Annotated in this window: 5 protein-coding genes; all 5 read right to left on the bottom strand. The window is 67.7% G+C overall.

Features of this window, described 5'->3' with window-relative positions; translation table 11 throughout:
* Positions 1-41: 41 nt before the first annotated feature.
* Positions 42-698: a glycosyltransferase family 25 protein gene (locus ACM6JT_RS01555; protein ID WP_407972840.1), complete on the bottom strand. Its 657-nt coding sequence runs from the start codon at positions 696-698 to the stop codon at positions 42-44.
* Positions 695-10,195, bottom strand: coding sequence for an amino acid adenylation domain-containing protein (locus tag ACM6JT_RS01550; RefSeq protein WP_414855868.1), 9,501 nt, complete (start codon positions 10,193-10,195; stop codon positions 695-697). The genes ACM6JT_RS01555 and ACM6JT_RS01550 overlap by 4 nt, the downstream gene beginning before the upstream one ends.
* 87 nt (positions 10,196-10,282) lie before the next feature.
* Positions 10,283-19,369 (bottom strand): amino acid adenylation domain-containing protein, encoded by a 9,087-nt coding sequence (locus ACM6JT_RS01545; RefSeq protein ID WP_414855903.1) that lies wholly within the window; start codon positions 19,367-19,369, stop codon positions 10,283-10,285.
* Positions 19,366-23,280 (bottom strand): amino acid adenylation domain-containing protein, encoded by a 3,915-nt coding sequence (locus ACM6JT_RS01540; protein WP_414855867.1) that lies wholly within the window; start codon positions 23,278-23,280, stop codon positions 19,366-19,368. The genes ACM6JT_RS01545 and ACM6JT_RS01540 overlap by 4 nt, the downstream gene beginning before the upstream one ends.
* Positions 23,268-24,884 (bottom strand): MBL fold metallo-hydrolase, encoded by a 1,617-nt coding sequence (locus ACM6JT_RS01535; RefSeq protein ID WP_414855866.1) that lies wholly within the window; start codon positions 24,882-24,884, stop codon positions 23,268-23,270. Before ACM6JT_RS01535 ends, ACM6JT_RS01540 begins: the two co-directional genes overlap by 13 nt.
* Between the last annotated feature and the right edge of the window lie 8 nt (positions 24,885-24,892).

Genomic DNA, 24,892 nt, shown 5'->3' with positions numbered 1-24,892 from the left:
TAGGGACCGCAGGGGATCGCAGCGAGCGCCGGCCGCAGGCGTTACCAGCCATCCGGAATCGGAAGGGAATAGGTCAGCGGCTTTTCCGGCATGACTTCGTCCATGATGTCGGAGTAACCGGACTCCTGTCCGACCAGATTGGGTTCGAAGCAGTAGCAATTGAACTTCTGCTGCAGCACGAGGTTGTTGCGGTCGTTGATCGCCGGCGGGTTTTCGTTGATCGCGATGAATGCGTCGTAAAGCGAGTCCCTGACGACGTAGGCATGCGCGGTGAGCGTCTCCACGGCCTTGACGATGTTCGGCGCGACGGGAATGGGCGGCGTGAAGTGATAGGCGCCCAGAAACAGCATGTGCCAGTCGTTCGGCACTTGCGCGATGAACTCGGGAAAGCGCGCGGCGAAGTCGGGGTCGAAGAAGGCGTCGTCCTCGAAGATCAGGACTTCGCTCGCGCCCGCGGCCTTGGCCTGTTTCACCGCGGCTAGATGGCTCATCGTGCAGCCGTAGTCCTGCGCACGCATATGGCTCAGGGATTCCGGCACGGTCACCAGCCTTGCATCGACGGCGGGCAGTCGTTCCACCGTGAGGATGTTCTGCTCGGCGAATTTTCTTTGCATCGCTTCCCAGCGGTCGGGGCGCCGGTCCAGATTGATGCAGACCTTGCGGGCGAAAGCGTTGTCGATCGTCGGTGCTGATTTCATGAGTGTTTTTTTTCCAGGAACTGATTGACGCGGGTAGCGAGGACGGCGACGTGCGGGTCGAGCAGCATGGTCAGGTGGTCGCCGGGTACGTCCATCACCTCGACGGGCAGCGCCGAGAAGCGGGACCACCCCCAGCTCGGGTCGAGGCGGAGCTGCGCTATCTCGGGCGACGGATCGTAGTCGCCGGGATCCCGCTCGGTGCTGCGGAACAACGCGATCGGCACGGGAAGCGGGGTGGCTTGCGGCGCGTAGCGCGATTTGAAGTTGGCCTGATAGACGCGCAGATAGGCGCGCAGGCGGTCGGCTCCGGCATCCGCAAACCAGTTGCCGCGGTTGCCGATTCTGTCGAGGATCAGGCCGGCCTGGCCGTCGGGGTCGAGCGGGGCGAGGTCTGCTCGCGTCACCTGAAGGTCGGTCCCGAGGAAGGTGCCGATTTCGTGGGCGATCGCGACCAGCCATTCGGTGTCGTCCCAGTCTTGCCAGTAGGCTGCGGCCGAGCTGTCGATGGGCGCGGAAGCGTCGAAGATCGCCAGCAGTTCGACGACGGCGCCCTTGGCGACGAGTTGCCGGCTCATTTCGAGCGCCACCTGCGCACCGAACGAGTGGCCCGCCAGGTAGTACGGACCCGCGCCCACCAGCGGCCAGATGCATTCGATATGACGGGCCGCGATGTCTTCGACGCGGGTGAGCGGCAGGCAGGAGCCGTCGAGGCCGAGCGCTTCCAGGCCGTGCACCGCGTGAGCTTCGGTCAGGCGGTTCGCGAGCGGGTGGAAGTAGACCACGTTCCCGCCGGCGCCCGGAAGCAGGAAAAGCGGCGCGGCGGGACCGCCGTCCCGGATCGGCACGAGTCCGCCGGCGGGGGCGGCCGGCGCTTTTCTGGCCAAGGCCGCCGCCAGTTTCTCGACGGTCGGATTCTCGAACAGGCACGAAATGGGCAGCCGGCGATCGAACGCCTTTTCGACATTGGCCATCAGCTGGATCGCGATGATCGAGTGTCCGCCGAGGTCGAAATAATTGTCGCTGACCGTGATGTCGTTTCTTTTGAAGATCCGCTGCCAGATCTCCAGCAACGTGCTTTCGTCCGCCGTCGGCACGCCGGTGCGGGCCGCCGTGGCCGCACCGGCCGCAGGTTCGACGTCGGAGGCGGACGCGCCGCGCGGCGCGCCCGGCTGGCCGCCGGCGGCCGGCATCGGCGCATCGGCGAGCTGGCCGGTCAGCTGGGCCGGGTCGTCGGCGAATCGTTCCAGCAACGCGCGGATGATGTCCAGCATCTGCCGGACCACCTCGGGGGCGACGCGGTGCGCATCGTGCGTGATATGGAAGCCGAGGCGCGTATCCGGGTGTACGGTCAGGGTCAGCGGGTAATGCGCTTCCGCGAACGCGCGGGTGTCGAGGATCTCGATGTCGTCGGGCCCGAGAGCGGGGGCGGCGGCAACCGGGAAGTTCTCGAACACCAGCAGGCTGTCGAACAGGCTGTCGCGGGCAGGCAGTTCGCTCCACGACTGGATATCGACCAGCGAACTGTACGAATGCGGCTCCATCGCCGTCTGGGCTGCGTGAACCGTCGCCAGCCATTCGACGAACGGGCGTTCCGGCGCGATGCGCACGCGAAACGGCAGCGTGTTGATGAACAGGCCCACGATCGACTCGACGCCGTCGAGCTGCGGCGGGCGACCGGACACGGTGACGCCGAAGACGACGTCGTCGGTCCCGGCGCGGCGCCGCAGCACCAATGCCCAGACCGCGCGGATCAGGACGTTGAGGGTGAGGCGATGGGTTCGCATGAGCGTTTGCAGCCGAGCGGTCAGCGCCTCGTCCAGCAGGAATTGCTGGGTCCTGCGTTTGTCCTGCCGTGCGGCATCGCCGGAGATCTGCCCGGCCGGATGGGCCACGATCGGCGTGGCGGCATGGAACCCGGCCAGTTCGGCGCGCCACCAGGTTTCGTCGGCCGAACGAGGATGGCGCGCGAGCCAGTCGATGTACCTGCGGTATCCCGGCGCCGACGCGGCGAGCGCGGGCATGCCGGTGCGGGCGAGCGACAGGTAGTCGTCGAACACTTCCTTCATCAGGGTGGCGGTGCTCCAGCCGTCGAGAATGATGTGGTGCGCGCTCCAGCAGAACCGATGGCGTGTCTCCGTTTCCTGAATCAGCGTGCAGCGGAACAACGGCGCCCGCTGCAAGTCGAAGCCGCGCCGCCGGTCGTCGGCGAGGAATGCATCGAAGTCCTGCGCGCGGCGGGATGCATCGCGGTGTCGCCAGTCGAGGAACGTCCACGGCAGATCGACCGTGTGCCGGACGGTCTGGACCGGATGATCGCGATTGGCCCACGCGAACGCGGTACGCAGCACGGCATGGCGCGCGAGCGCATTGGCCCAGGCTTGCCGGAGCGCCGGCACCTGGAGCGGGCCGTTGACGACGAAGCTGAACTGCTGGAAATACGCGACGGGATCCAGTTCGTACAGCGAATGGAACAGGATGCCCTGCTGCAGGGACGAGAGCGGGTAGCTGTCTTCGAGGTTGTCCCACGCGGTGTCGGGAACCGACGCCGCGAAGTCGAGCAACCGGTCCTTGAAGTGCGCGGCCAGGTTTTCGACCGTCTGCCGCTGGTGGAGACGCTCGCCGTAGCGCCAGTCCACCTGAAGTTTGCCGTCGGAAACGGCGGCGACGATCTCGAACGCATGCGTGCGCAGGGACCGCTCGGAGCGCAGCGAACCGAGGTCTTCGGCAGCCGGGCTCCAGCCGTCGGATTGCTGCAGCACGGTATCGAGCTGGCCGTGATAGTTGAAGAGGATGTCGGCATTCGGCAGCGCGGCGAGGCTGTCGCGCACGGCGGCGTCGGGGCCCAGGTAGCGGAGCAGCGAATAACCGAGGCCTTCGGCCGGAATCCGGCGCAACTGCTGCTGCGCGTCGCGCAGCGCTTCCTGCGGCGTCTGCATCGCGTCGACCTCGAGGACGATCGGATAGATGGAGGTGAACCAGCCCACCGTCCTGCCGACGTCGATCGGCGCATCGGAGACGTGGCGGCCGTGACTTTCGACATCGATCCGGGTGCGGGCGTTGCCCGTGACCATGCTGCATGCTTGCGCGAGCGCGACGAGCAGGACGTTGTTGATGCGGGTGTCGTAGGCCCGTGGCAGCCGGCGCAGCAACGCCGCGGTTTCGGCTTCGTCCAGCTCGAATGAAACGGATGCCGCGTCGCCGACCGCGTTGTGGGCCGCGCCCGCGGCCGGATAATCGACCGGCATGGGCTCGACGTCCTGCGAGAGGAGGGCTTGCCACAGCGGGGCTTCGGCGCCGATGGCAGGCGACCGGGCCAGTTGCTGCAGATGCAAGGCCCATTCGCGGAACGAAGTCGTCTTCTCTGACAATGGCTGGCCGTGGTAGGCGGCATGCAGGTCCTCGAGCAGCACGCGCCATGACACGCCGTCCACCGCAAGGTGATGAATCGACACGAACAGGCGGGCGAGCGGCTCGCCGGCAAAGCAGAACAGCCGGGCCGCCAGCAACGGGCCATGCGTGATGTCGATGCCGCGTTCCGCTTGCGCAGCGGCAGCGCGCATGGCTGCGATGCGCTCGCCGGCGTCGCCCGCGATCGCTTGCTTCGCGAAGAGCGCCGGCATCTCGCCACCGGCGACGACCTCTTGCGTCCAGCCGCCGGCGCTGCGCGAGAAGCGCAGGCGCAACGCATCGTGATGTTCGTAGACTTGTCGGAACGCGTCGTCGAGCTTCGACGCGTCGATATCCGACGGCACCTGAATCAGGACCGTCTGATTGTAGTGCGACGGCGCATCGATCTCCTGTTCGAAGAACCAGTGCTGGACCGGTGTGAGCGGCGCATCGCCCAGCGGGCTGACGCTCGGCGCATGCGCCGCCCGTTCTTCAGGCGCGGCGGCCAGCTGGGCGATCGTCTGATACTGGAACAGCTGTTTCGCCGTCACGCGAAGTCCCGCCTGATTGGCGCGCGAGATCACCTGGATGCTCAGGATGGAGTCGCCTCCAAGTTCGAAGAAATTGTCGTGGATGCCGACGGATTGCAGTTGCAGCACGTCTTGCCAGATAGACGCCAGCAGGACTTCCCTGGGTGTGACGGCAGGCGCGTGCAACCGGGCCGCGTCGACCGTGTCCGCCGGGACGGGCAGCGCCTTGCGGTTGATCTTGCCGTTGGGCAGCGTCGGCAAGGATTCGAGCGCGACGAACCTCGACGGCACCATGTAGTCCGCCAGCTTGCCGCTCAGATGGCCGCGAAGATCGGCGATGTCCGGCGATGCGGTCGCGACATAGGCGATGAGGAACGTTCGGGCTCCGTCGGTTTTCGCGATCACGACACAGTCGTCGACCGACGGATGTTCGCGCAGCGCGGCCTCGATTTCACCGGGTTCGATGCGCAGGCCGCGCAGCTTGATCTGATGGTCGATGCGGCCGAGGAACTCGACGTTGCCGTCGGGCCGGTAGCGCGCGAGATCGCCGGTGCGGTAGAGGCGTGCATGCGGGTCGGTGGAGAACGGATCGGCGATGAACTTCCCGGCGCTCAGCTCGGGTTCGCCGTGGTAGCCGCGGCCGACCGGCGTGCCGCCGATCAGCAGCTCGCCCGCCACGCCGACCGGCACGGGTTGCAGCTGCGCGTCGACGATGTAGAGGCGGGTGTTGGCGATAGGCCGGCCGATCGGCACGCCGCGGTGCGGGTCGTCGCACCGGCACTCCCAAGCGGTCACGTCGACGGCAGCCTCGGTGGGACCGTAGAGGTTGTACAGCTTGGCGTCCAGACGCGCGAAGAAACGCTGCTGGAGGTCATAGGGCAGGGCCTCGCCGCTGCATACGACGCGGCGCAGCGACGCGCAGTGTGCATCGAGGTCCGGATGGTCGAGAAAGGCGCGCAGCATCGACGGCACGAAATGGATCGTGGTGATCCGTTCGCGCTCGATGAGTTCGACCAGATAGTCGGTGTCGCGCTGGCCGCCGGGTCGGGCGAACACGAGGCGCGCACCGACGATGAGCGGCCAGAAGAATTCCCAGACAGAGACGTCGAAGCTGAACGGGGTTTTCTGCAGCACGGACTCGTCGGCGCCGAGCGTGTAGGCATGCTGCATCCACAGGATGCGGTTGGTGATTGCGCGATGGGTGTTGAGCGCGCCCTTGGGCCTGCCGGTCGAGCCGGAGGTGTAGATCATGTAGGCGAGGTTGTCGCCGCTGAGCGCAGGCGCGGGGTTGGACGCGGGCGCGGCGTCGAGCTCGAGCGTGTCGCGATCGACGACGATCACGCGGGCATCGGTGTCGGGCAGCGCGGCAAGCAGATGCTGCTGGGTGAGGAGCCAGCGCAACTGCGCGTTGTCGATCATGAAACGCACGCGCTCGGCGGGGTAGTCGGGATCGACGGGGACGTAGGCGCCGCCGGCCTTGAGGATCGCGAGCAGCGCGACGATCATGTCGAGCGAGCGCTCCATCGCGACGCCGACGAGAGCATCGGGAGCGACACCGAGCTCGATGAGCCGGTGGGCGAGGCGATTGGCGCGCAGGTTGAGTTCTGCGTAGGTGAGCGAGGCGTCGTCGCAGACGGCGGCGACGGCGTCGGGCGTGCGCTCGACCTGTTGCTCGAACAGCCGATGCAGCGGTTGCGTGGCGTCGGCGCCGAAATCCGTTTCGGTCCGATTCCATTCGACGGTCAGCAGATCCCGCTCCGCATCGCTCGACAACGAAAGCTCGCCGAGCGGCTGGTCCGGATCGGCGACCACGGCATCGACGAGCGTGCGGAAGTGTTCCGCCATGCGATCGATCGTGTCGGCGTCGAACAGGTCCAGGTTGTATTCCAGCGAGCCCGCGAGGCCGTGCTCGGCATCCTGGATATGCAGCGTGAGGTCGAACTTGGCGGTGTGGGTCTCCACCGACACCGGCGTGGCCGTGAGACCGGGAAAGTTCAGCGCATCGGGCTGCGCTTTCTCATACGCGAACACGGCCTGGAACACGGGCGTGCGGCTCAGGTTGCGGTCGAGCTTGAGCGAGTCCACCACCTGCTCGAACGGAATTTCCTGGCGACTATAGCCGTCCAGCGCGACGCGCTTCACGCGCGCCAGCAGTTCGCCGAAGGTCGGATTGCCCGACAGATCCACGCGCAGCGCGAGCATGTTCGCGAAGAAGCCGATCAGCGGCTCGGTCATGCTGGAACGCCGATTGGCGATCGGGGAGCCGATGACGAGGTCTTGCTGGTTGCTGTACCGCGAAAGGAGCAGCGCATACGCGGCGAGCACGACCATGTACGTGCTGGTGCCGGACGCGCGCGCGATCGCGCGCAGGCCGTCGGAGCGCTCGCCGTTCAGCTGGAACGGCAGAACCGCGCCGCGGAAACGCTGGATCGCGGGGCGGGGGCGGTCGGTGGGCAGTTCCAGCAGGTCCGGCGCGTCCGCCAGCGCCGCGCTGACGAGCGCCAGTTCCCGATGCGTGTCGGCGGATGCCAGGCGTTCATGCTGCCAGCCGGCGTAGTCCGCGTACTGGACGGCCAGTTCCGGCAGTGACCGGCCGGCATAGAGCGCGGCCAGTTCGCCGATGAGGATGCCCGACGACCACGCATCCGAAATGATGTGATGCATCGTGATGCCGAAGACATGCAGGCGCGCGTGCACGCGATACAGCACGACACGATAGAGCGGGCCGGTGGCGAGATCGAATGGGCGGTCGGCTTCCTCGGCGAGCAGCGCGAGCGTGTCGGACTCGGTGTCGACGTCGATCACGTCGAGCGCGACCGGTGCCGGTGGGGCGATGCGTTGAACCCCGCGGCCGTCGACCGCGGGAAACGTGGTGCGCAGGATCTCGTGACGCCGGCTGATTTCGGACACGGCGGCGCGCAGGCGCGGGATGTCCAGGTCGCCGTCGAAACGCAGCGCGCTCGAGATGTTGTAGGTCGCCGACGGACCTTCCAGTTGCGCGAGGAACCACAGGCGCTGCTGCGGAAAGGACAGCGGCAGGTCGTTCGCGCGCGAGCGGGGCTGGATGTTGCCGGCCATCGAACCGGTCCGGGGCGACGATGCTTCGATCAGGTCGGACACCGCGCCGATGGTCTGGAGTTCGAAGATGGCGTCGATGCCGATCTCGACGGAGAAACTGCCCCAGATCCGCGAGACGATCTGCATGGCCTGCAGCGAATCCCCGCCGTAGTCGAAGAAGCGGCCGGTGAGATCGACGGCCGGATTGTCGAGCACTTCGCGCCAGATGCGCACCAGCTCGAGCTGGATCGGCGTTGCGTCGAGACTCGCGGCCTCCGGCGCGGCGGCAGGCTCCATGGCCAGGAGCGCCGGGCGATCCAGCTTGCCGTTGGCGTTGAGCGGAAATTCGGCGATTGGGAAAATGTCGGACGGGACCATGTAGTCCGGCAGTTTCCTGGCCAGGAAGGCCCGCAAGTCCGCAACGCTCAAGCTCGCGGAACCCTTGACGTAGGCCGCCAGCTTGCGCACCCCCTGGGCGGTTTCGCGCAGCATGACCGCTGCGCCGACGACATCCTCATGCGCGGTGAGCGCGGCCTCGATCTCGCCCAGTTCGACACGGTGCCCGCGGATCTTGACCTGGTCGTCGACGCGTCCGTAACACTGGATCCGCCCGTCGGGCAACCAGCGGCCGATGTCGCCGGTGCGATAGACGCGCGCTTCGCCGGGAAAGGGATGCTCGACGAATTTCGCGGCGGTGACGTCCGGCCGCTGGTGGTAGCCGCGCGCGAGGCCGTCGCCGGCGATGCAGATTTCCCCCGGCACGCCGATCGGAACCGGCCGCAGGGCGTCGTCGAGCATGTACACCCGGGTGTTGGCGATGGGCCGGCCGATCAGCACCGTGGACGGCGCGTCCTCGACGCGCTCGACGATACAGCCGACCGTCGCCTCGGTGGGACCGTACTCGTTGTAGATTTCGATCGCGGGATCGATCTTCCGCAGCGTGGCGATGTGCTGGGGCGTCAGTTCCTCGCCGCCGACGATCACCTTGCGCACGCCGGAGCGTGCCAGGTTCATGTATTCCAGCAGGTGAATGTGGGTGGGCGTGAGCTTGAGGGTGTCGACGCCGCTGCCGGGCTGGAACATCCGGGCCAGGATGGTGTCGATGCTTTCCGACTGCGGATAGATGCGCAGCGTCTTGCCGCGCACCAGCGGGCAGAAGATGTTGGTGAGCGTGAAATCGAAGCAAAGCGAGCTGTACAGGCCGAAGCTGCCGGTCGTGCTTTCCGGAAAGTAATACCCGGCGGCCCAGGCAATGTAGTGGGCCAGGTTCCGGTGTTCGAGCAGGCAGCCTTTCGGTCGCCCGGTCGAGCCGGACGTGTAGATCACGTAGGCCAGCTGCGACGGCTCGGCGCGGCGCGGCGGATTGTCCGGCAGCGGCGTCCAGCCGGGCAGTTCCTGATCCAGCAGCAGCGTCGCGCCGGAGAATTCATACCACTGCGCCAGTTGACTCGATTGGGTCACCAGCAGCGACAGGCCGGTGTCGCCGAGGATGTGATTGATCCGTTCGGCCGGATACGCCGGGTCCAGCGGAACGAACGCCGCCCCCGCCTTCAATATGCCGAGAATCGCGACGATCATCCATTCGGAACGGTCGAGCATGACGCCGACCAGCGATTCCGGCCCGACGCCGTAGCGGTCGCGCAATTGATGCGCGAGGCTGTTGGCGCGGGCGTTCAGGTCGGCGTAGGTCATCAGCGAACTGTCGGTGACCAGGGCCGGCGCCGCCGGCGTGCGGGCGACCTGCGCTTCGAACATGTCGACGACCGTGAGATGGCCGGGCCCGGCCGCCGCGGTTTCGTTGAAGGCGGCCAGCAGCCGGCGCGCTTCCGGCGGGCTCGACTCGATGTCGCCGACGGGCTTGTCGAGGTGTTCGAATGCCTCCAGCACCGCGCCGAGGCTGCTCGCGAAACCGTCGATGACGAAAGGCTCGATGGCGCCGGTAAAACGGAGCTCGATTTCGCCGCGCGCGAGCCGCAGGTGCAGCTGCAGGTCGTCGTCCCGACCGGTCGGCGCGTGGTGCACCCGATCGTCCACCAGCGCGACTTTCGTGAGCTGCGCGAGATCCATGTCCTTTTCGTTGCGCACGAGCGTTTCCAGCGGGAAATGGGGCTCGGCGTAGCTGTCTTCCACGATCCCGGCCACGCGCGACAGGTAGTCGTCGATGCGCTCGTCGGGACGTACCTCGATGATCAGCGGAACGGTGGCGGCCCGGGCCGGCGGATGCTCGGCAAGCCCCGGCGTTCCGAGCACCGTGACCGGAATCCGGAAGTATTTCCACAGCAGGAACGCAATGCCCGCGGCCGTGACGGCGAATTCGGCAAGCTCGCCGTCGCCGATGCGCCGCAACAGGTCGAGCGACGCGGGCGTGAGCGGCACCGTGCGGGACAGCAGGCGAGCCGGCTGCTGTCCCGGCGCGTGCGCTGCGATCCGGTAGCTGCCTGCGACCAGGGAAAGGCTTTCGCGCCAGAAACGCGCGGTGTGCGCATAGCGATGGTCGGTGACCAGCACGTTATTGTCTTGCACAGGAAACTCCTTGAGACGTTTTGTTCACCTGAAACAACCCGAAGCAGCGCGCACGGCGCGCGCCGCCCGAACTCCGGCCGGCCCGCATCACGTCTTCTCCTCGAGCGCGTCGTCGGCCGTGACTTCGGGCGCGCGCGTCAGGCGCAGGCCGACCCGGACCCGTGGGCTGGCGGCGGGCGCGTCGCCGGAGAGCGGGATGCGATCGACCGGCGTGGCCGGATCGCGGCGGAAGACGTCGTGGATCGCGAGCAGTCGATCGCGCATCGCGGCGATGGTCGCGGGGCGGAACAGGCGGGTGTTGTAGATGAACTGGATAAGGTGCCTGCCTTCGCTTTCCACGATCTGGAAGGACAGGTCGAACTTGGCCGTGCTGTCCGTCCGCGAGATGTCCGTGATGCACAGACCGGGCTGCGGCGCGGGTATCGAAACGTAGTTCGCTTGAATGTCGAAGATCGGGAAATGGTTCGCCGGGGTGCGGATCTTCAGGTCTTCCAGCAGCACGTCGAACGGATAGGACGCATGCTCCAGCGCTTGCGTGGAGGCCTTCGCCACACCGTCGATCACCTCGGCGACGGTCGCGGATTTCCGCACCGGGACGCGCAGCACGACAGTGTTGAGGTACACCCCGATCTGCGATTCGAGCTGTTCGCTGTCGCGCCCGGCCGTCACGCTGCCGATGACGATGTCCTCACGCCCCGTGTAGCGGTGCATCAGCACGCAGAACGACGCCAGGAGCACCGCGTAGAGCGACGTATGGTGAGCGCGGGCCAGCGTCGCGAGTCCCGCCGCCTGCGGCTCCGACAGTTCGACTTCGAGCGTCTGCCCGGCATGACCGAGCCGCTTGGGACGCGGGAAATCCGACGCCGGTTGCAGGCGGGGCAGCGGCGGCGCCAGTTGCTCGAGCCAGTATGCGCGATGCGCGGCGGCGCGCGGACCGGCGAGGCTCGCGTTGTGCCACGCGGCGTAGTCGCGGTACTGGATCGACAGCGGCGGCAGGTGGCGTCCCGCGTACAGCGCATGCAGGTCGTCGGTCAGCACGCGGATCGACCACGCATCCGATATCGCGTGGTGCATGTTCAGCAGCAGCAGATGTTGCATCGGCGAGAGCCGGACTAGCTTGACGCGAAAGAGCGGTCCCGACGCGAGATCGAACGGCTGCTCGCTTTCCGCGCGAATCAGCGCATCGATCGCTTGCGGCCCGGCATCGTCCGCCAGATCCATTTGCTCGACCCGGAATCCGGACGCCTCGCGGGTGAGGATGCGTTGCCGCAGCTCGCCTTCGATCATCGCAAACACCGTGCGCAGGCTCTCGTGGCGATCGACTAGCCGGTCGAACGCAAGGACGAGGCGTGCCGTGTCGACGGCGCCGTCCAGCTGCAGTGCGCCTGCCATGTTGTACGTGGACGGATCCGCGCTGCGGCTCGCGAGCCAGATCCGCTTCTGTGCGCGCGACACCGCGTAGGACGGCTGCACGGCAAGCGCCGGGATGATCGCGTCGGCGCCGGCACCGTCGGCGGGCGTGGCAGCCAGCTTCTGCGCGAGCGCGCGCGGCGACGGCGCATGGAAGATGTCGGCGACCGCGACGTTCAGTTTCAGTTCGCGCCGGATCCGGCTGACCATCTGGATCGCCTTGAGGCTTTGGCCGCCATGCTCGAAGAAATCGTCGTCGATGCCGTTCGGCCGGCGGCCGAGCACCTCGGCGAAGATGCGCAGCAGCGCCGCTTCGACAGGCGTCTGCGGTTCGGCCGGCACGCCGTCGGGGACGGACGCGGCATCCGGGAGCGGCAGTGCGGCGCGGTTGATCTTGCCGTTCGGCATGACGGGCAGCGCCGGCAGCAGCATTACGGTGTCGGGCACCATATGCGCCGGCAGTTTTTCGCGCAGTGCGTCGCGCAGGCCTTTGGGCGTCCAGCCGGTACCCGACGCGTAGCCGCACAGGGTCGTTTCCGAGTCCGGCGTCTCGCGGGCGACCACGACGGCGTTGGAGATGCCTGCGAGGCCGGTCAGCGCGGCTTCGATTTCCCCGAGCTCGATGCGATACCCGCGGATCTTGACCTGGAAGTCGCGGCGGCCGAAGAAATGGAGGTTGCCGTCCGGCCCGAAGCAGCCGATATCGCCGGTGCGATACAGGCGCGCGCCTGGTTCCGGACTGAACGGATCGTCGCGGAACACCGCCCGGGTGCGTGCTTCGTCGAACAGGTAGCCGCGCCCGACACCGACGCCCCCGATGCAGATCTCGCCCTTGACGCCGGCCGGGCACGGATTCATGTCGGCATCCACGACGTAGACGCGCAGGTTCTCGATCGGTCGGCCGATCGGAATCGCCGGCAGATCCGGCGCACGCGCCATGCTGTAATGCGCGACGGAGTCCGACGCTTCGGTCGGCCCATAGGCGTTGATGAGCCGGACCGCCGGATTCAGGCGGAACCAGGCTTGCGCGGTGGCGGGCTGCAGGGTTTCGCCGATCGTCAGCAGCGTTTCGAGGTGCGGGAAGGCCGGCGCCGCGTGCCGTTCCAGCTCGCCGAGAAAGGTCGCCAGATAGGACGGCACGAATTGCATCGCCGTGATGCGGTCGCGGTGCAGGCTGTCGATCAGGCGCGCGGGCTCGAGGATGACGGCATCGGGATAGATCACCGTCGTGCCGCCCGACACCAGCGCCGCGAAGCACTGCCAGACCGAAATGTCGGAGCAGTGCGAAGCGGTCTGGGCGACCGCGCTCTGCGCGCCGAGCCCGACCCTGCGCGCCATCGCGAGCACGTGATTGAGCATGCCGCGATGCTCGACCATCGCGCCCTTCGGTTGGCCGGTCGAACCCGACGTGAAGATCACGTAGGCGAGGTCCGTGGGCCGGCAGCGCGGCGTCGGTGCCCCCGCGTCGCGATGGACGGGCAGGCGGGCGGGATCGACCAGCGGGATCGACGCCAGCGCCGGCGGCGGCTGGCAGTCGGTGCCGACGATGATGGCCGGCCGGGCCAGCGTCAGGATGGTCTCGACCCGCTGGGCCGGATAGGCCGGATCGACCGGAACATACGCCGCGCCGCACTTCCAGATGGCCAGGATCGTTTCCAGCATCAGCGGCGAGCGCGGCATCCAGACGGCGATCCGGTCGTCCGGCCGGATCGGCGCCGTCTGCAGAAGATGGCCGGCGATCCGGTCGGCGCCTTCGACGAGGTCCCGATAGGTGCGAACCTCCATGCCGCAGCGAACCGCAATGCGCTCGGGGTGCGCGGCAGCCACGGCCTCGATCAGTTCGGCCAGCGTCCGGTCGGACGGAATCGGCGCGAAGGTATCGTTCCAGCCCAGCAGGATGGCGTCCCGCTCGGCGTCGGTGAGGAGCGCAACGCTGCGGTTCGGGCGATCCTCCTCGCCGGCCAGGCCGACCAGCAGGGTTTCGACATGGCGCAGCAGGCGGACGATCGTTTCGCGATCGAACCGGCCGTCGTCGTACAGCACCTGCAGCGACAGGTGCTTGCCCGGCGTCACGACCAGCGTCAGCGGGTAATTGTTCGGATCGGACACCTGGAATTCGCCGATCCGCAGGCCGGGCAGCGCATCGGCCAGTGCTTCCTCGACCGGATAGTTCTGGAAGATGAGCAGGCTTTCGAAGAGCGGCACGCCGGGCGGCAGGCCGGCGAATTTCTGGATGTCGGCCAGCGGATAGTGCGCATAGTCCTCCTGCTGCGCGAGATCCATCTGCAATTGCGCCAGCCACGCGGACGTCGGGCGCGCGTCGATGCGGACCCGCACCGGCAGCGTGTTGATGAACAGCCCGACCATCTCGTCCGACGCCGGCAGCGACGCGGGGCGACCGGAAACGATCGTGCCGAACACGACGTCCGCTTCGCCGCTATAGCGGCTCAGCAACTGCGCCCACGCACCCTGCGCGAGCGTGTTGAGGGTGACGCGATTGGTTTGCGCGAACGCGACGAGCCGTTGCGTGTCGCTTTCGGACAGCAGCAGCGGCTCCTCCACATAGGCGCCCGGCGCGGCCGTGCCGTCGAGTTCGGGGCGGCCCAGCACGAGCGGCGTCGTCGCCGGGAAATCCGCCAGCTTCGTCTTCCAGAAGCGTTCCGCCGCCGCGGCGTCCTGGCGCGCCAGCCAGCGCACGTAATCGGCGAAGGCGGGCGGCGCGTGCCGCTCCGGAGCGCCTTCGGCCGGCAGCGCTTGATAGGCGGCGGCCACTTCGCTCAGGAGCCGCGCGGAACTCCAGCCGTCGAGCAGCAGGTGGTGGTGGCTCCAATGGAAGCGCCATGCGTGATCGCCCACGCGGAACAGCGCGAGCCGCATCAGCGGCGCGCGGGTAAAGTCGAAGCCGCGCGCCCGGTCTTGCGCCACGTAGGCTTCCCGACGCTGCTCGGCCTCCGCGGCGGACGCCGCGCGCAGATCCTCGTCGTGCCAGGGCAAGTCGATACGGCGATGCACGACCTGCACGGGGCTTTCGATTTCTTCCCAGTGAAACGAGGTTCGCAAGATGTCGTGCCGGTGCGCCACGGTATCCCACGCGCGGCGGAACCGTTCGACGTCGAGCGCCCCGTCGATACGGAAATTCAGGCTGCTGAAATAGGCATCCGACGCGGGTTCGTACAGGCCGTGGAACAGCATGCCCTGCTGGGTCGGCGTAAGCGCGTAGACGTCGGCGATCTCGTCCGGCATGACCGAGGCCGGCGCCTGCGGCAGACCGGCCGCGGGCCGGGTCGATGCGGACTGGACGGCATGGTCGGCGACCAGGATTTCGAGCGCCGCGATATAGGCTTGCGCGACGCGCCGAATGGTGTCCGGGTCGTGGCAGGCCCGGCTGAATTCCCACGCAACGAGCAGGCGGTTGCCGGTCACGTAGGCGTTGACGTCGAGCAGGTGCTCGCGCAGCTGGTTCGCATTGCGGCCGTCCCCGCTTGGCTCCGCGGCCTGTTTCCAGTCGCGTGCGGCGGTGAACAGCTGGTCGGTCTGGCCCAGGTAGTTGAACAGCAGTTGCGGCTGCGGAGCCGGGCCGTCGAGCCGGTCTTGCAGCAGGCCGCAGGTGATGCCCGCGGTCGGCACCGCGCGCAGTCGCGTCTTGATCGACGCAACCAGGCGAGCCGGATCGTGCGAACCGGCATCGACCGTCAGCACGACCGGGAAGACGGACGTAAACCAGCCCACCGTGCGCGAGATGTCGAGGTCTTCGATCAGTTCCTCGCGACCGTGCGCTTCGAGATCCAGCAGGACGTCGGCGCATCCGCTCCAGTCGCTGACGGCACGTGCGAGCGCGGCAAGCAGCAGGTCGTTGATCTGCGCGTCGTAGGCGCGGGGCGCTATGCCCAGCAAGGCCGCGGTGGCGGCTTCACCCAGCTCGACCACGATCGTTTCGGCGGACGACACGGTATTGGCATCGGCCGACGCGGCGCGATCGAGCGGCAGGTCGGGCAGCGCGGAACGCGCCAGCGCTTGCCAGTGGGCGAGGTCGGCGTCGGCGGCGCCGGAGCCGGCCCAGTTCGAGATGGCCCGGGTCCATGCGGTCCACGTCGCGCTGCCGCCCGCGAATTCGGGCGCCTTGCCGTTGCGCAGGCGGGTATAGGCGTCGTACACGGTTTCGAGCAGTGCGCCCCACGACACGCCGTCGACGACCAGATGATGGGCGACCAGCAGCAGACGAAGCGAACGGCCTTCGTCGATGCGGAACAGGTCCGCGCGCAAGACCGGGCCGTCCGACAGATTCAGGCTCGCATGCGACTGCGCGACGTGCTGCGCGAGCCGATCGCGCGGAATGTCGAATACGCCGACGGGGACCTCCGGATCGTCGACGACTTCCTGGACCCAGCCGGACGCGCCCGCGCGAAAGCGCAGCCGCAGCGCGTCATGCCATTTGACCGCGTGCCGGAGCGCGTGGCGCAGCAGGACCGGATCGAGATCCGCCGGCACGTCGAGCAGGACCGCCTGGTTGTACTGGTCCGGGTCGTCGTTGCGCTGCGCGAAGAAACGCTTCTGGATGGACGTCAGCGGCAGCGGGCCGGACGACGCGACGAACTCCGCCGCGCCGGCCGTGCCGCGCGTCGCCACGGCGGCGAGCTCGGCGACCGTCGGATGCTGGAAGATGAGCCGGGTGGTGAGCTTCAGGCCCGCCTTGGCGGCCAGCGACACGATGCGCATGCTGAGAATCGAATCGCCTCCCAGCGCGAAGATGTTGTCGTGGATGCCGGGCGACGGAATCCCCAGCGCTTCTCCCCAGATGCGGCACAGCAGCGTCTCGGTGGGCGTGCGGGGCAGCGTCGGCGCGTGTGCCGCGGCGGACAGCCGCGACCGGTCCGGCGGGGGCAGCGCCTTGCGGTCGATCTTGCCGTTGCTGCTCAGGGGCAGCGCGTCGAGCACCACGTAGATGCCGGGCACCATATAGTCCGGCAGCGTGGCGGACAACGCGGCGGCAATCCGGGCGTCGCTCAGCGACGCGCCGTCGCGGAACGCGACATACGCGCACAGCGCGGCGCGGCCGGTCTCGTCGCGATAGTCGAGCGCGGCCGCCTGGCGGATTTCCGGAATGGCGGCCAGCGCGTTGTCGATCTCCGCGAGCTCGATGCGGTAGCCGCGGATCTTCAGTTGGTGGTCCTTGCGGCCGTGCAGCACGATCGTTCCATCGGGGAGATAGCAGCCGATGTCGCCGGTGCGATACAGGCGGACACCGCGGTCCGGATGGAACGGATCCTCGACGAAAGCCTCCCGCGTAGCGGCTTCGTTGTTCAGATAGCCGCGGCCGACGGCGACGCCGGACACGCAAAGCTCGCCGGGAATCCCGATCGGGCACAGGTTCAGCTGCGGGTCGACGACGTAGAGGCGCACGTTGCGGATCGGCTTGCCGACCGGTACGTAAGGCGTGGTCGGCGCGCACGTCATGCGGTGCTGCGCGACGTCGTCGGACGCTTCCGCCGGGCCATAGGCGTTCACCAGCGCGATGTCCGGGAACACGTCGAACCACTGTTTCACCAAAGCCGGGCTGACCATCTCGCCGGTGACGAGCAGGTGCCGCAGGTGCCGCATCAGCGCCGGCCGTTCCGATGCGCGGTCGAGCACGGCGGACAGATAGGACGGCACCAGTTCGACGATGCTGATCCGGGTGGCTTCCAGGGTCGTGACGAAACTCGCGGGATCGCGAATGCATTCGTCGTCGACGATCACGGTCCTGCCGCCGACGAGCGGCGCCGTGAAAAATTGCCACACCGAAATATCGAAGCAATGCGGCGCGGTTTGCGCGATCACCGACGACGCCGAGATCGAAAATTCGTCGATCTCGGCGAGCATGTGGTTCAGCATGCCGGCGTGCTCGACCATCGCTCCTTTTGGCTTGCCGGTGGAGCCGGACGTGTAGATCACGTAGGCGAGGCTGTCGGGCGATACGGGGCGGCCCGGATTGGTGTCGTCGACGATATCGGTGGCGGCGTCGAGCGACACGACCGGTGCGAGCGCGGCCAGCTCGGGAGGAAGCAGGCCGTCGCAGGTAATCACGAGGGCGGCGCCGGAATCCTCGAGAATGGTGCGGATGCGGGCCACCGGATAGTCGGGGTCGATCGGAATATAGGCGGCGCCGCACTTCCACACGGCGAGGATCGCCTCCATCAGGCGCGCCGACCGGTGCATGCAGATTGCGACCAGCGCGTCCGGCCCCAGCTCGGCGGCGGCCAGCAGGCGGCGAGCGGTGCGGTTGGCGCGCGCATTCAGTTCGCCCGCGCTCAGGACGTTGCCCCGGTACTCGACCGCGGGCCGCTCGGGATGGTCCGCGGCGGCCTGCTCCAGGCGATGCACGACGGTGCGCGCGGCGTCGAACGGCACGGCGGTGTCGTTGAAGGTCTCCAGCAACTGCCGGCGTTCGGCCTCGGGCAGTATCGGCAGGCGGCCTAGCAGCCGGTTCGGATCGGCCGCGAAGGCGTCGAGCGTCGCGGCCACGTGGCCCAGCATCCGCTGCATGGTGTCTTCATCGAAGCGCCGCGGGTCGAACGACAGTTCCATCTGCCAGTCGTCGCGCGCCGTCACCACGAATTCGAGCGGAATGTCGGCGCGGTTGTAGAGCAGCACCTCGTCGACCGCCAGCCCGTGCGCGCCATGCGTCAGCGACGCGTCGAGCGGGTAATTCATGAACGTGATGTTGCTCTCGAACAGCGGTGTCGTCAGCGGCACTTCGCTGCAGCGCTGAATGTCGGGCAACGGGGTGTGCTCGAACTGCGCACGTGCGGCCACGCGCGCCTGGATCATCTTCAGCCACGGCACCAGCGGCTGCCTCGGATCGACCCGCACCCGCACCGGCACCGTATTGATGAACAGGCCGAGCATGGTTTCGATCCCCGGCAGGTTGGCGCCCCGTCCGGACACGACGGCGCCGAACACCACGTCGGTCTCCCCGCTGTAACGCGACAGCACGAGCGCCCAGGCCGCTTGCGCGAGGGTATTGAGGGTGACGTGATGCCGGGCCGCGAATTGCCGCAGGCGTGCGCTCAGGTCGGCCGACAGGTCGGCCTGCACTTGCGCGAGGCCCTGGCCGAAGCGCTCGCCCGCTTCCGCGCGCGCGGCCGTGGGCAGCGGTGTCGGCGAGTGGAAACCTTCGAGATAGCGTGTCCAGTACTGCTGCGCGGCTTGCGGCTCGCGCTGCTGCAGCCACTGGATATAGTCGCGATAGGGGCGCACCGCGGGGAGCGCCGGCGGCACGCCGCGCGCGAGCGCGCCATAGACCTGGAAGATCTCCTCGATGACGAGCGACAGGCACCAGCCATCGGCAAGGATGTGATGGTGGCTCCAGCTGAACAGGTATGCGTCGGCGGCGACGCGCACCAGGCGACAGCGCACGAGCGGCGCGCGATCGAGCGCGAAGCCCTCGGCCAGGTCGTCTTCGAGATGCGCGCGCCACCGCGTGCGCTGTTCGTGTTCCGGCAGGTCGCGCCAGTCGTCCTGCACCCACGGCAGCGTGGCGTGCGCGTGCACGACCTGCATGGGCTTGTCGAATTCCTCCCAATGGAACGACGTGCGCATCACCGGATGCCGATCGACGAGCTGCTGCCATGCGGCATGGAACAGCGCGGGATCGAGGTTGCCGGTGATCCGGCAACCGAGCTGGTTGAAGCTGCTTCTCGTGCCGGGCGAGTGCACGGCATGAAAGAGCATCGCCTCCTGCATCGGGGAGAGCTCGTAGATATCGGCGATGGTGGGGGATGTCACGATTTGATCCTTGAGACAAGGGCGTCCAACGCTTCCTGGCTGATGCGCGCGGCCGGAAAATCCGACGGGCTCAGCCCGCGCGGGCCGTCGCCGCCGGCCGCGACGATCGACAGCAGACGGCTGCGGTAGCACTGCGTCAGCTGCTCGATGACGCCGGGTGCGCAGGCCTCGCGGTTGTAGTGCCAGGTCAGGCGCAGACGCCCGTCGAACACCATCCCGTCGATCTCGAACAGATGGCCGCGACGCGCGCGCGGGCTGTGCTCGGGACTCTGGAAGTCGAGCACCGGCTTCCAGCCCGTGTCGTCGGCCAGCACGCGATCGACCTGGCCGAGATAGTTGAAGCGCACCGGCGCCGGCGGCTGCCGTTCCAGCGCCGCCGCGATGCCGGCGTCGTTGCCGAGGTAGCGGGCGATGCCGTAGCCGAGCCCGCGCATCGGCACCGCGCGCAGCTGCTCCTTGACGTGGCGCAGCGCCTCGACCGCCACGGTGGCGTCGCCGGCGTTCAGGAACACCGGATAGTGCGCGGTGAACCAGCCGATCGTGCGTGACGTATCGACGCCGTCGAAGAGGTCCTCGCGGCCGTGGCCTTCGAGATCGACGACCAGCGACGCGTTGCCGGTCCAGTCGCCGAACGCGAGCAGCAGGGCCGTCAGCAGGACTTCGTTGATCTGGGTATTGAACGCGCGCGGCACGTCCTGCAACAGCGCGAGCGTTTGCTGCGCGTCGAACTCGATGACCGCCGTGCCGGCTTCGGCGACGGTGCCGACCGGCATGTCGTCGAAGCACGCGTGCTCGTCGGCGTTCTCCCGGAGCCAGTAGTCCAGCCCGTCGAGCGCGGTCGCGCCGAGTTCGGACAGACGCGCCGACCAGTCGCGCCAGGCCGTCGTCCTGGCCGGGAGCTGCACCGCTTCGCCCGCTTCGAGCTGGCGACACGCGGTGTACAGGTCTTCGAACAGGATGCGCCACGAGACGCCGTCGATCACCAGATGGTGCGCCACGACGAGCAGGCGCTGCGGTTCGTCGGGACCGAACCGGAACAGGTGGGCGCGCAGCAGCGGCGCCACGGACAACGTGAAGCTCTCCTGCATGCGGGTGGCGGTCGCGAGCATCTCGGCCTGCCGTGCGGCGGGCGCCGCGCCCGCCAGCGACGTGACGTCGAGCGGGATCGCCAGCGGCGGCGCCGCATGCGATTGCTGCCACGCCCCGGCGACGCGCTCGAAACTCAGCCGCAGCGCGTCGTGATGCGTCGCGACGGCCGCCAGCGCGCGCTCGATCACGTCCGGCCGCAGCGACGCGGGCACCTCGATCATCGTCGACTGGTTGTAGTGGTGCGGATCCGCCACGTCCTGCGCGAAGAACCAATGCTGGATCGGCGTCAGCGGCGCGGGGCCGACCACCGGCTCCTGCGCAATCCGGATCGACGGCGCCTCCACCGCAACCTGCGCCAGCTCGGCGATGGTCGGATGCGCGAAAAACTGGTCGGCGGTGAATTTGAGGCCGATTTGCTGGGCCAGCGACATCACCTGGATGATCAGGATCGAGTCGCCGCCCAGTTCGAAGAAATTGTCGTGCACGCCGATCGGCTCGCGGCCCAGCACCTCGGACCAGATCTTGCCCAGGCGCGCTTCGACGTCATTGGTCGGCGCGGCGTACGCGGTTTCGCTCGGCACGGGCGCCAGTTCCAGCGCGGCGAGCGCCTTGCGGTCGGGCTTGCCGTTCGGCGTCAGCGGCAGGCGTTCGAGCGTCACGATCGACGCCGGCACCATGAACTCGGGCAGACGTTCCTTCAGGTGTTCCCGCAGGCTGGCGACGCTGGCCGTCGCCGTTGCGACGCAGGCCACCAGCTGCTTGTGCTGCGGCGCGTCCTCGCGCACGAACACGATCGCGTCGGCGACGTCGGCGTGCTGCCTGAGCGCCGCTTCGATTTCGCCCATCTCGATGCGATAGCCGCGAATCTTCACCTGCGTGTCGCGGCGCCCGGTGACTTCCAGGTTGCCGTCCGGCAGCCAGACACCGAGGTCGCCGGTGCGATAAAGGCGCTCGCCCGCGTCGAACGGGTGGTCGACGAAAGCGGCGGCCGCCAGGTCGTCCCGGGCGACATAGCCGCGCGCCAGTGCGATGCCGGACACGCAGATCTCGCCCGTGCAGCCCTCGGGGGCCAGCGCCCCGTGCTCGTCGAGCAGGTACAGGTGCGTGTTGTGGATCGGGCGGCCTACCGGCAGGCAGGTGCCGTAGGCGGTTGCCGGGTCGACCACGTAGTCCGCGACGCACACGGTTGCCTCGGTGGGGCCGTACGAGTTGTGGCACGTGCGGGTCCGGGCCAGCTCGCGCAGATCCGCCGCGCGGGCGCTGTCGCCCGCGCTGATGACGCGTTTCACGGTGCCGAGCGCGTTCCAGTCGAGCGCGGCGAGATAGGCGGGCGTCGCGTTGAGGGTGGTGACGCCCTGCTGCGCGATATATTCGACGAAGCGCGGCACGTCGCGGATCACGGCGGGCTTCGCCAGCACCAGGCGCGCGCCCGCGAGCAGCGTGACGAAAATCTCCATGATCGAGCCGTCGAAGCCCGGCGAGTAGAACTGGACGAACCGGTCGGCGGCATCGAAACCGAAGGCGTCCACGTGGTACTGCGCCATGTTCAGGAGCCCTGCGTGTTCGAGCACGACGCCCTTGGGCACGCCCGTGGAGCCGGACGTGTAGATGATGTACGCCGCATCGTCCGGGCGGACCTCGACCTGCGCCGCCGCCGATGCAGGCGCCAGCGTGTCGAGCTGGAAGTCGAGGGCGAACATCGGGATCGCCCAGAAATCGGCGAGCAACGGCAGGTGTTCCGAGTGCGTCAGCAGCGCCTTGACCTTCGCGTCCTCGATCATGAAGCGCAGCCGCTCCCGCGGAAACTCCGGGTCGAGCGGCAGATACACCGCGCCCGCCTTGAGGGCGCCGAGCATGCCGACGATCCAGCGCTCGGAACGGTCGGCCACCACGCCCACCACGTCGCCGCGTTCGATCGCGTATTCCGCGAGCAGGAAGCTCGCCAGCCGGGACGCCTGGTCGTCCAGTTCGGCGTAGGTCAGCGATGCATCGGCGGTCACCACGGCGATGCCGTCCGGCGCGGCCGCGACCCGTTGCGCGAACTGCTCCAGGAAGGTTCCAGGTACCGCGACGGGCGCCGCATGCGAACGAAGGCGCGCGCGTTCTTCGTCGTCGAGCAGCGAGACGGTGTCGAGCGCAGCGTCCAGCGTGCCGAAGCCGGCCAGCACGTTGCGCAGGTGTCGCGCGACATGCTGGAGATAATGCAGCGTGAACACCGTCGGCCGGCCCGTCAGCACGATCTCGTAGCGCTCGCGATGGCGGATCTCGATCGACAGGTCGTAGTCGGCCGACGCCCAGGCTTCGTGCAGACCGTCGAAGCGCACGCCGACGTTGGTCGTGCGCCGTTCGCCATGCAGCTTGTGCGCGAGGGCGGCGATCGGAAAATCCTGATACGAATAGCTGCGCTGCACCCTGTCGCGCACCTGATTCAGATACGCGCGAACCGTGGGGCCGGGCTCGATGGCGTCGAGCAGCGGGACGGGATCGGCGGGGCCGCTCGCGGGTCCGGCGATCAGGCGCGGCGTATCCAGGAACAGGCCGGCCGCGCCGTTGTAGCGCCCCAGCACACGGAACAGCGCCGCCAGCAGCACGACGAACGCGCCCAGCTCGTTGCCGGCGGCGAGCTTCTCCAGCACCGGTGCCGCGGCGCCGTCGAGCTCGAACGTCAGTTCCGGCGCGGGGCCGAGCGGCAGCGCATACGCCTGCCACGCCTGCTGAAGGCGGAAGTCTTCGTCGATGCGACCGAGCGCGTCGCCCCAGAACGCCACGTGTTCCTGGTATTGCCCGCTGGTCGAGAGCGCGTTGAGATTCAGTTCTGACAAAGCACGATCTCCCTCGTCGCGTACAGGATTTCGGAAGCGATGCCCTTGGCCTTGCAGTGCGCGACGAACTGGGTGGACTGGATATGGCTGGGCGAGTTTTCGTCGAAGGTGTTGTCGAGGAGGTGGTTCAGCCACGGCTCCTGACCCATCGCATAGACGTACGCCGCGTTGAACGCGAAGTCGTCCACCAGCGCGGCGGCCTCGCCGAACTGGCAGCCCCGCGCACGGCGCGACCGATCGATGTCGCGCGGCAGCGCGTCGGGAAACAGCGGGCCATAGACCCATGACGGCGGCGCGCCCTCGGTTTCCATCCCGACGAACAGCGTGTCCGGCTTGCCGGCGAGGCGGAAGACATGTTCGTAAAGGCGCGGGTCCAGGTTGCACGAATCGGCGATGCACAGCACCGAACGCGTGCCGAAGCGGATCATGAAGCTCTGCTTGCTCTGGATCGCCAGGTCGTTGTGTTCGCCCAGGAACGGAATGGCGGTGATGGCCCCGTTGGGAAACTTGATTTCCTGAGCATCCCGAACTTCCCGCACGTCGTCGAAGCCGAGCTTGCGCAAGGCCAGTTCCAGCGACGGATCTTGCGGAAAGCCGTCGAGGTTCCTGCCGACCACCACGGTCTTGACCTTGTGGCGAAGCTGCAGCAGCGTTTCGAGCACGATGTGATCGTGATGGCTGTGCGTGATCAGCACGTAGTCGATCTGGTCCGGCAGGTCGGCGAACGTATAGCGCGGCAGCGCGGTGTCGTAGCCGTAGCTGATCACCGGATCGATCAGGATGCTCACGCCCCGGCTCTGGACCAGCAGGCACGCGTGGCCGTAGTAGCGGATGCGGATGTCGTCGCCGTCGAACGAACGATCCGGTTTCGGTGCCGGCGCCTGTTCGACGAAGAACGAGCGGAACAGCGGCTCGTCCTTCTCCTCCACGCGCATCAGATCGACGATTTTCGCGTAGCTGCCGGGCGTGTCGCGCATGCGGAACAGCGCGTCGAGTGCGCGATCGTCGAAGGCCATGTTGCTGAACAGCGTGCGCTCGTCGCTGAGCCGGGGCGTGCTGAGAATGAATGGCCGCGGCGTGTTCTCCTCGATCGCCGACAGCGCGATGCTCTGCGCATCGCGCGCATAGAGCGGGCTCGCGTACAGCAGGCTTTCGAACACCCGGAAGGACGGGTTGTGGTTCAGGTCGTAGTAGATCTCGACATAGCCTTTCAACACCTCCGGAATCTCGGGGTAGAGCGGGTCCGAAGCCATCCCCTTGGCCTGTTCCAGCAGCAGCGTGGAGAACGCCTTGTAGGCCTTCGCCAGTTCCAGCTGCAGGGTCGCGCGCCGGGTGGTCTGCTCGATCAGCGCGCGGATTTCGTCGACGCGCTTGCCGCCCAGGTCGAGGAACGGGCCGCCGCGCATCGCCGGATCCTTGCAGGCCGCCGCATGCATCATCGGCGATGCGGCATAGGACTTCATCAGCGGCAGGAACCGCTCGGCCACGTTGAGGGCGGCGGTCAACGGCGGAAGCGTGTGAAACCACGCGTACCAGCCGTTGATCAGCGGTTCGAACTGGATGTTTTGTCGCAGGTAGACCTGCGTGTTGGACGAAATGGTCAACGAAGGCT

The organism is Burkholderia sp. IT-111MI5 (assembly GCF_949752865.1).
GTDB classification, from domain to species: Bacteria; Pseudomonadota; Gammaproteobacteria; order Burkholderiales; family Burkholderiaceae; genus Burkholderia; species Burkholderia pyrrocinia_C.
The sequence above is the reverse complement of the archived record's forward strand: the minus strand, read 5'-3'. Positions and strand labels throughout refer to the sequence as shown.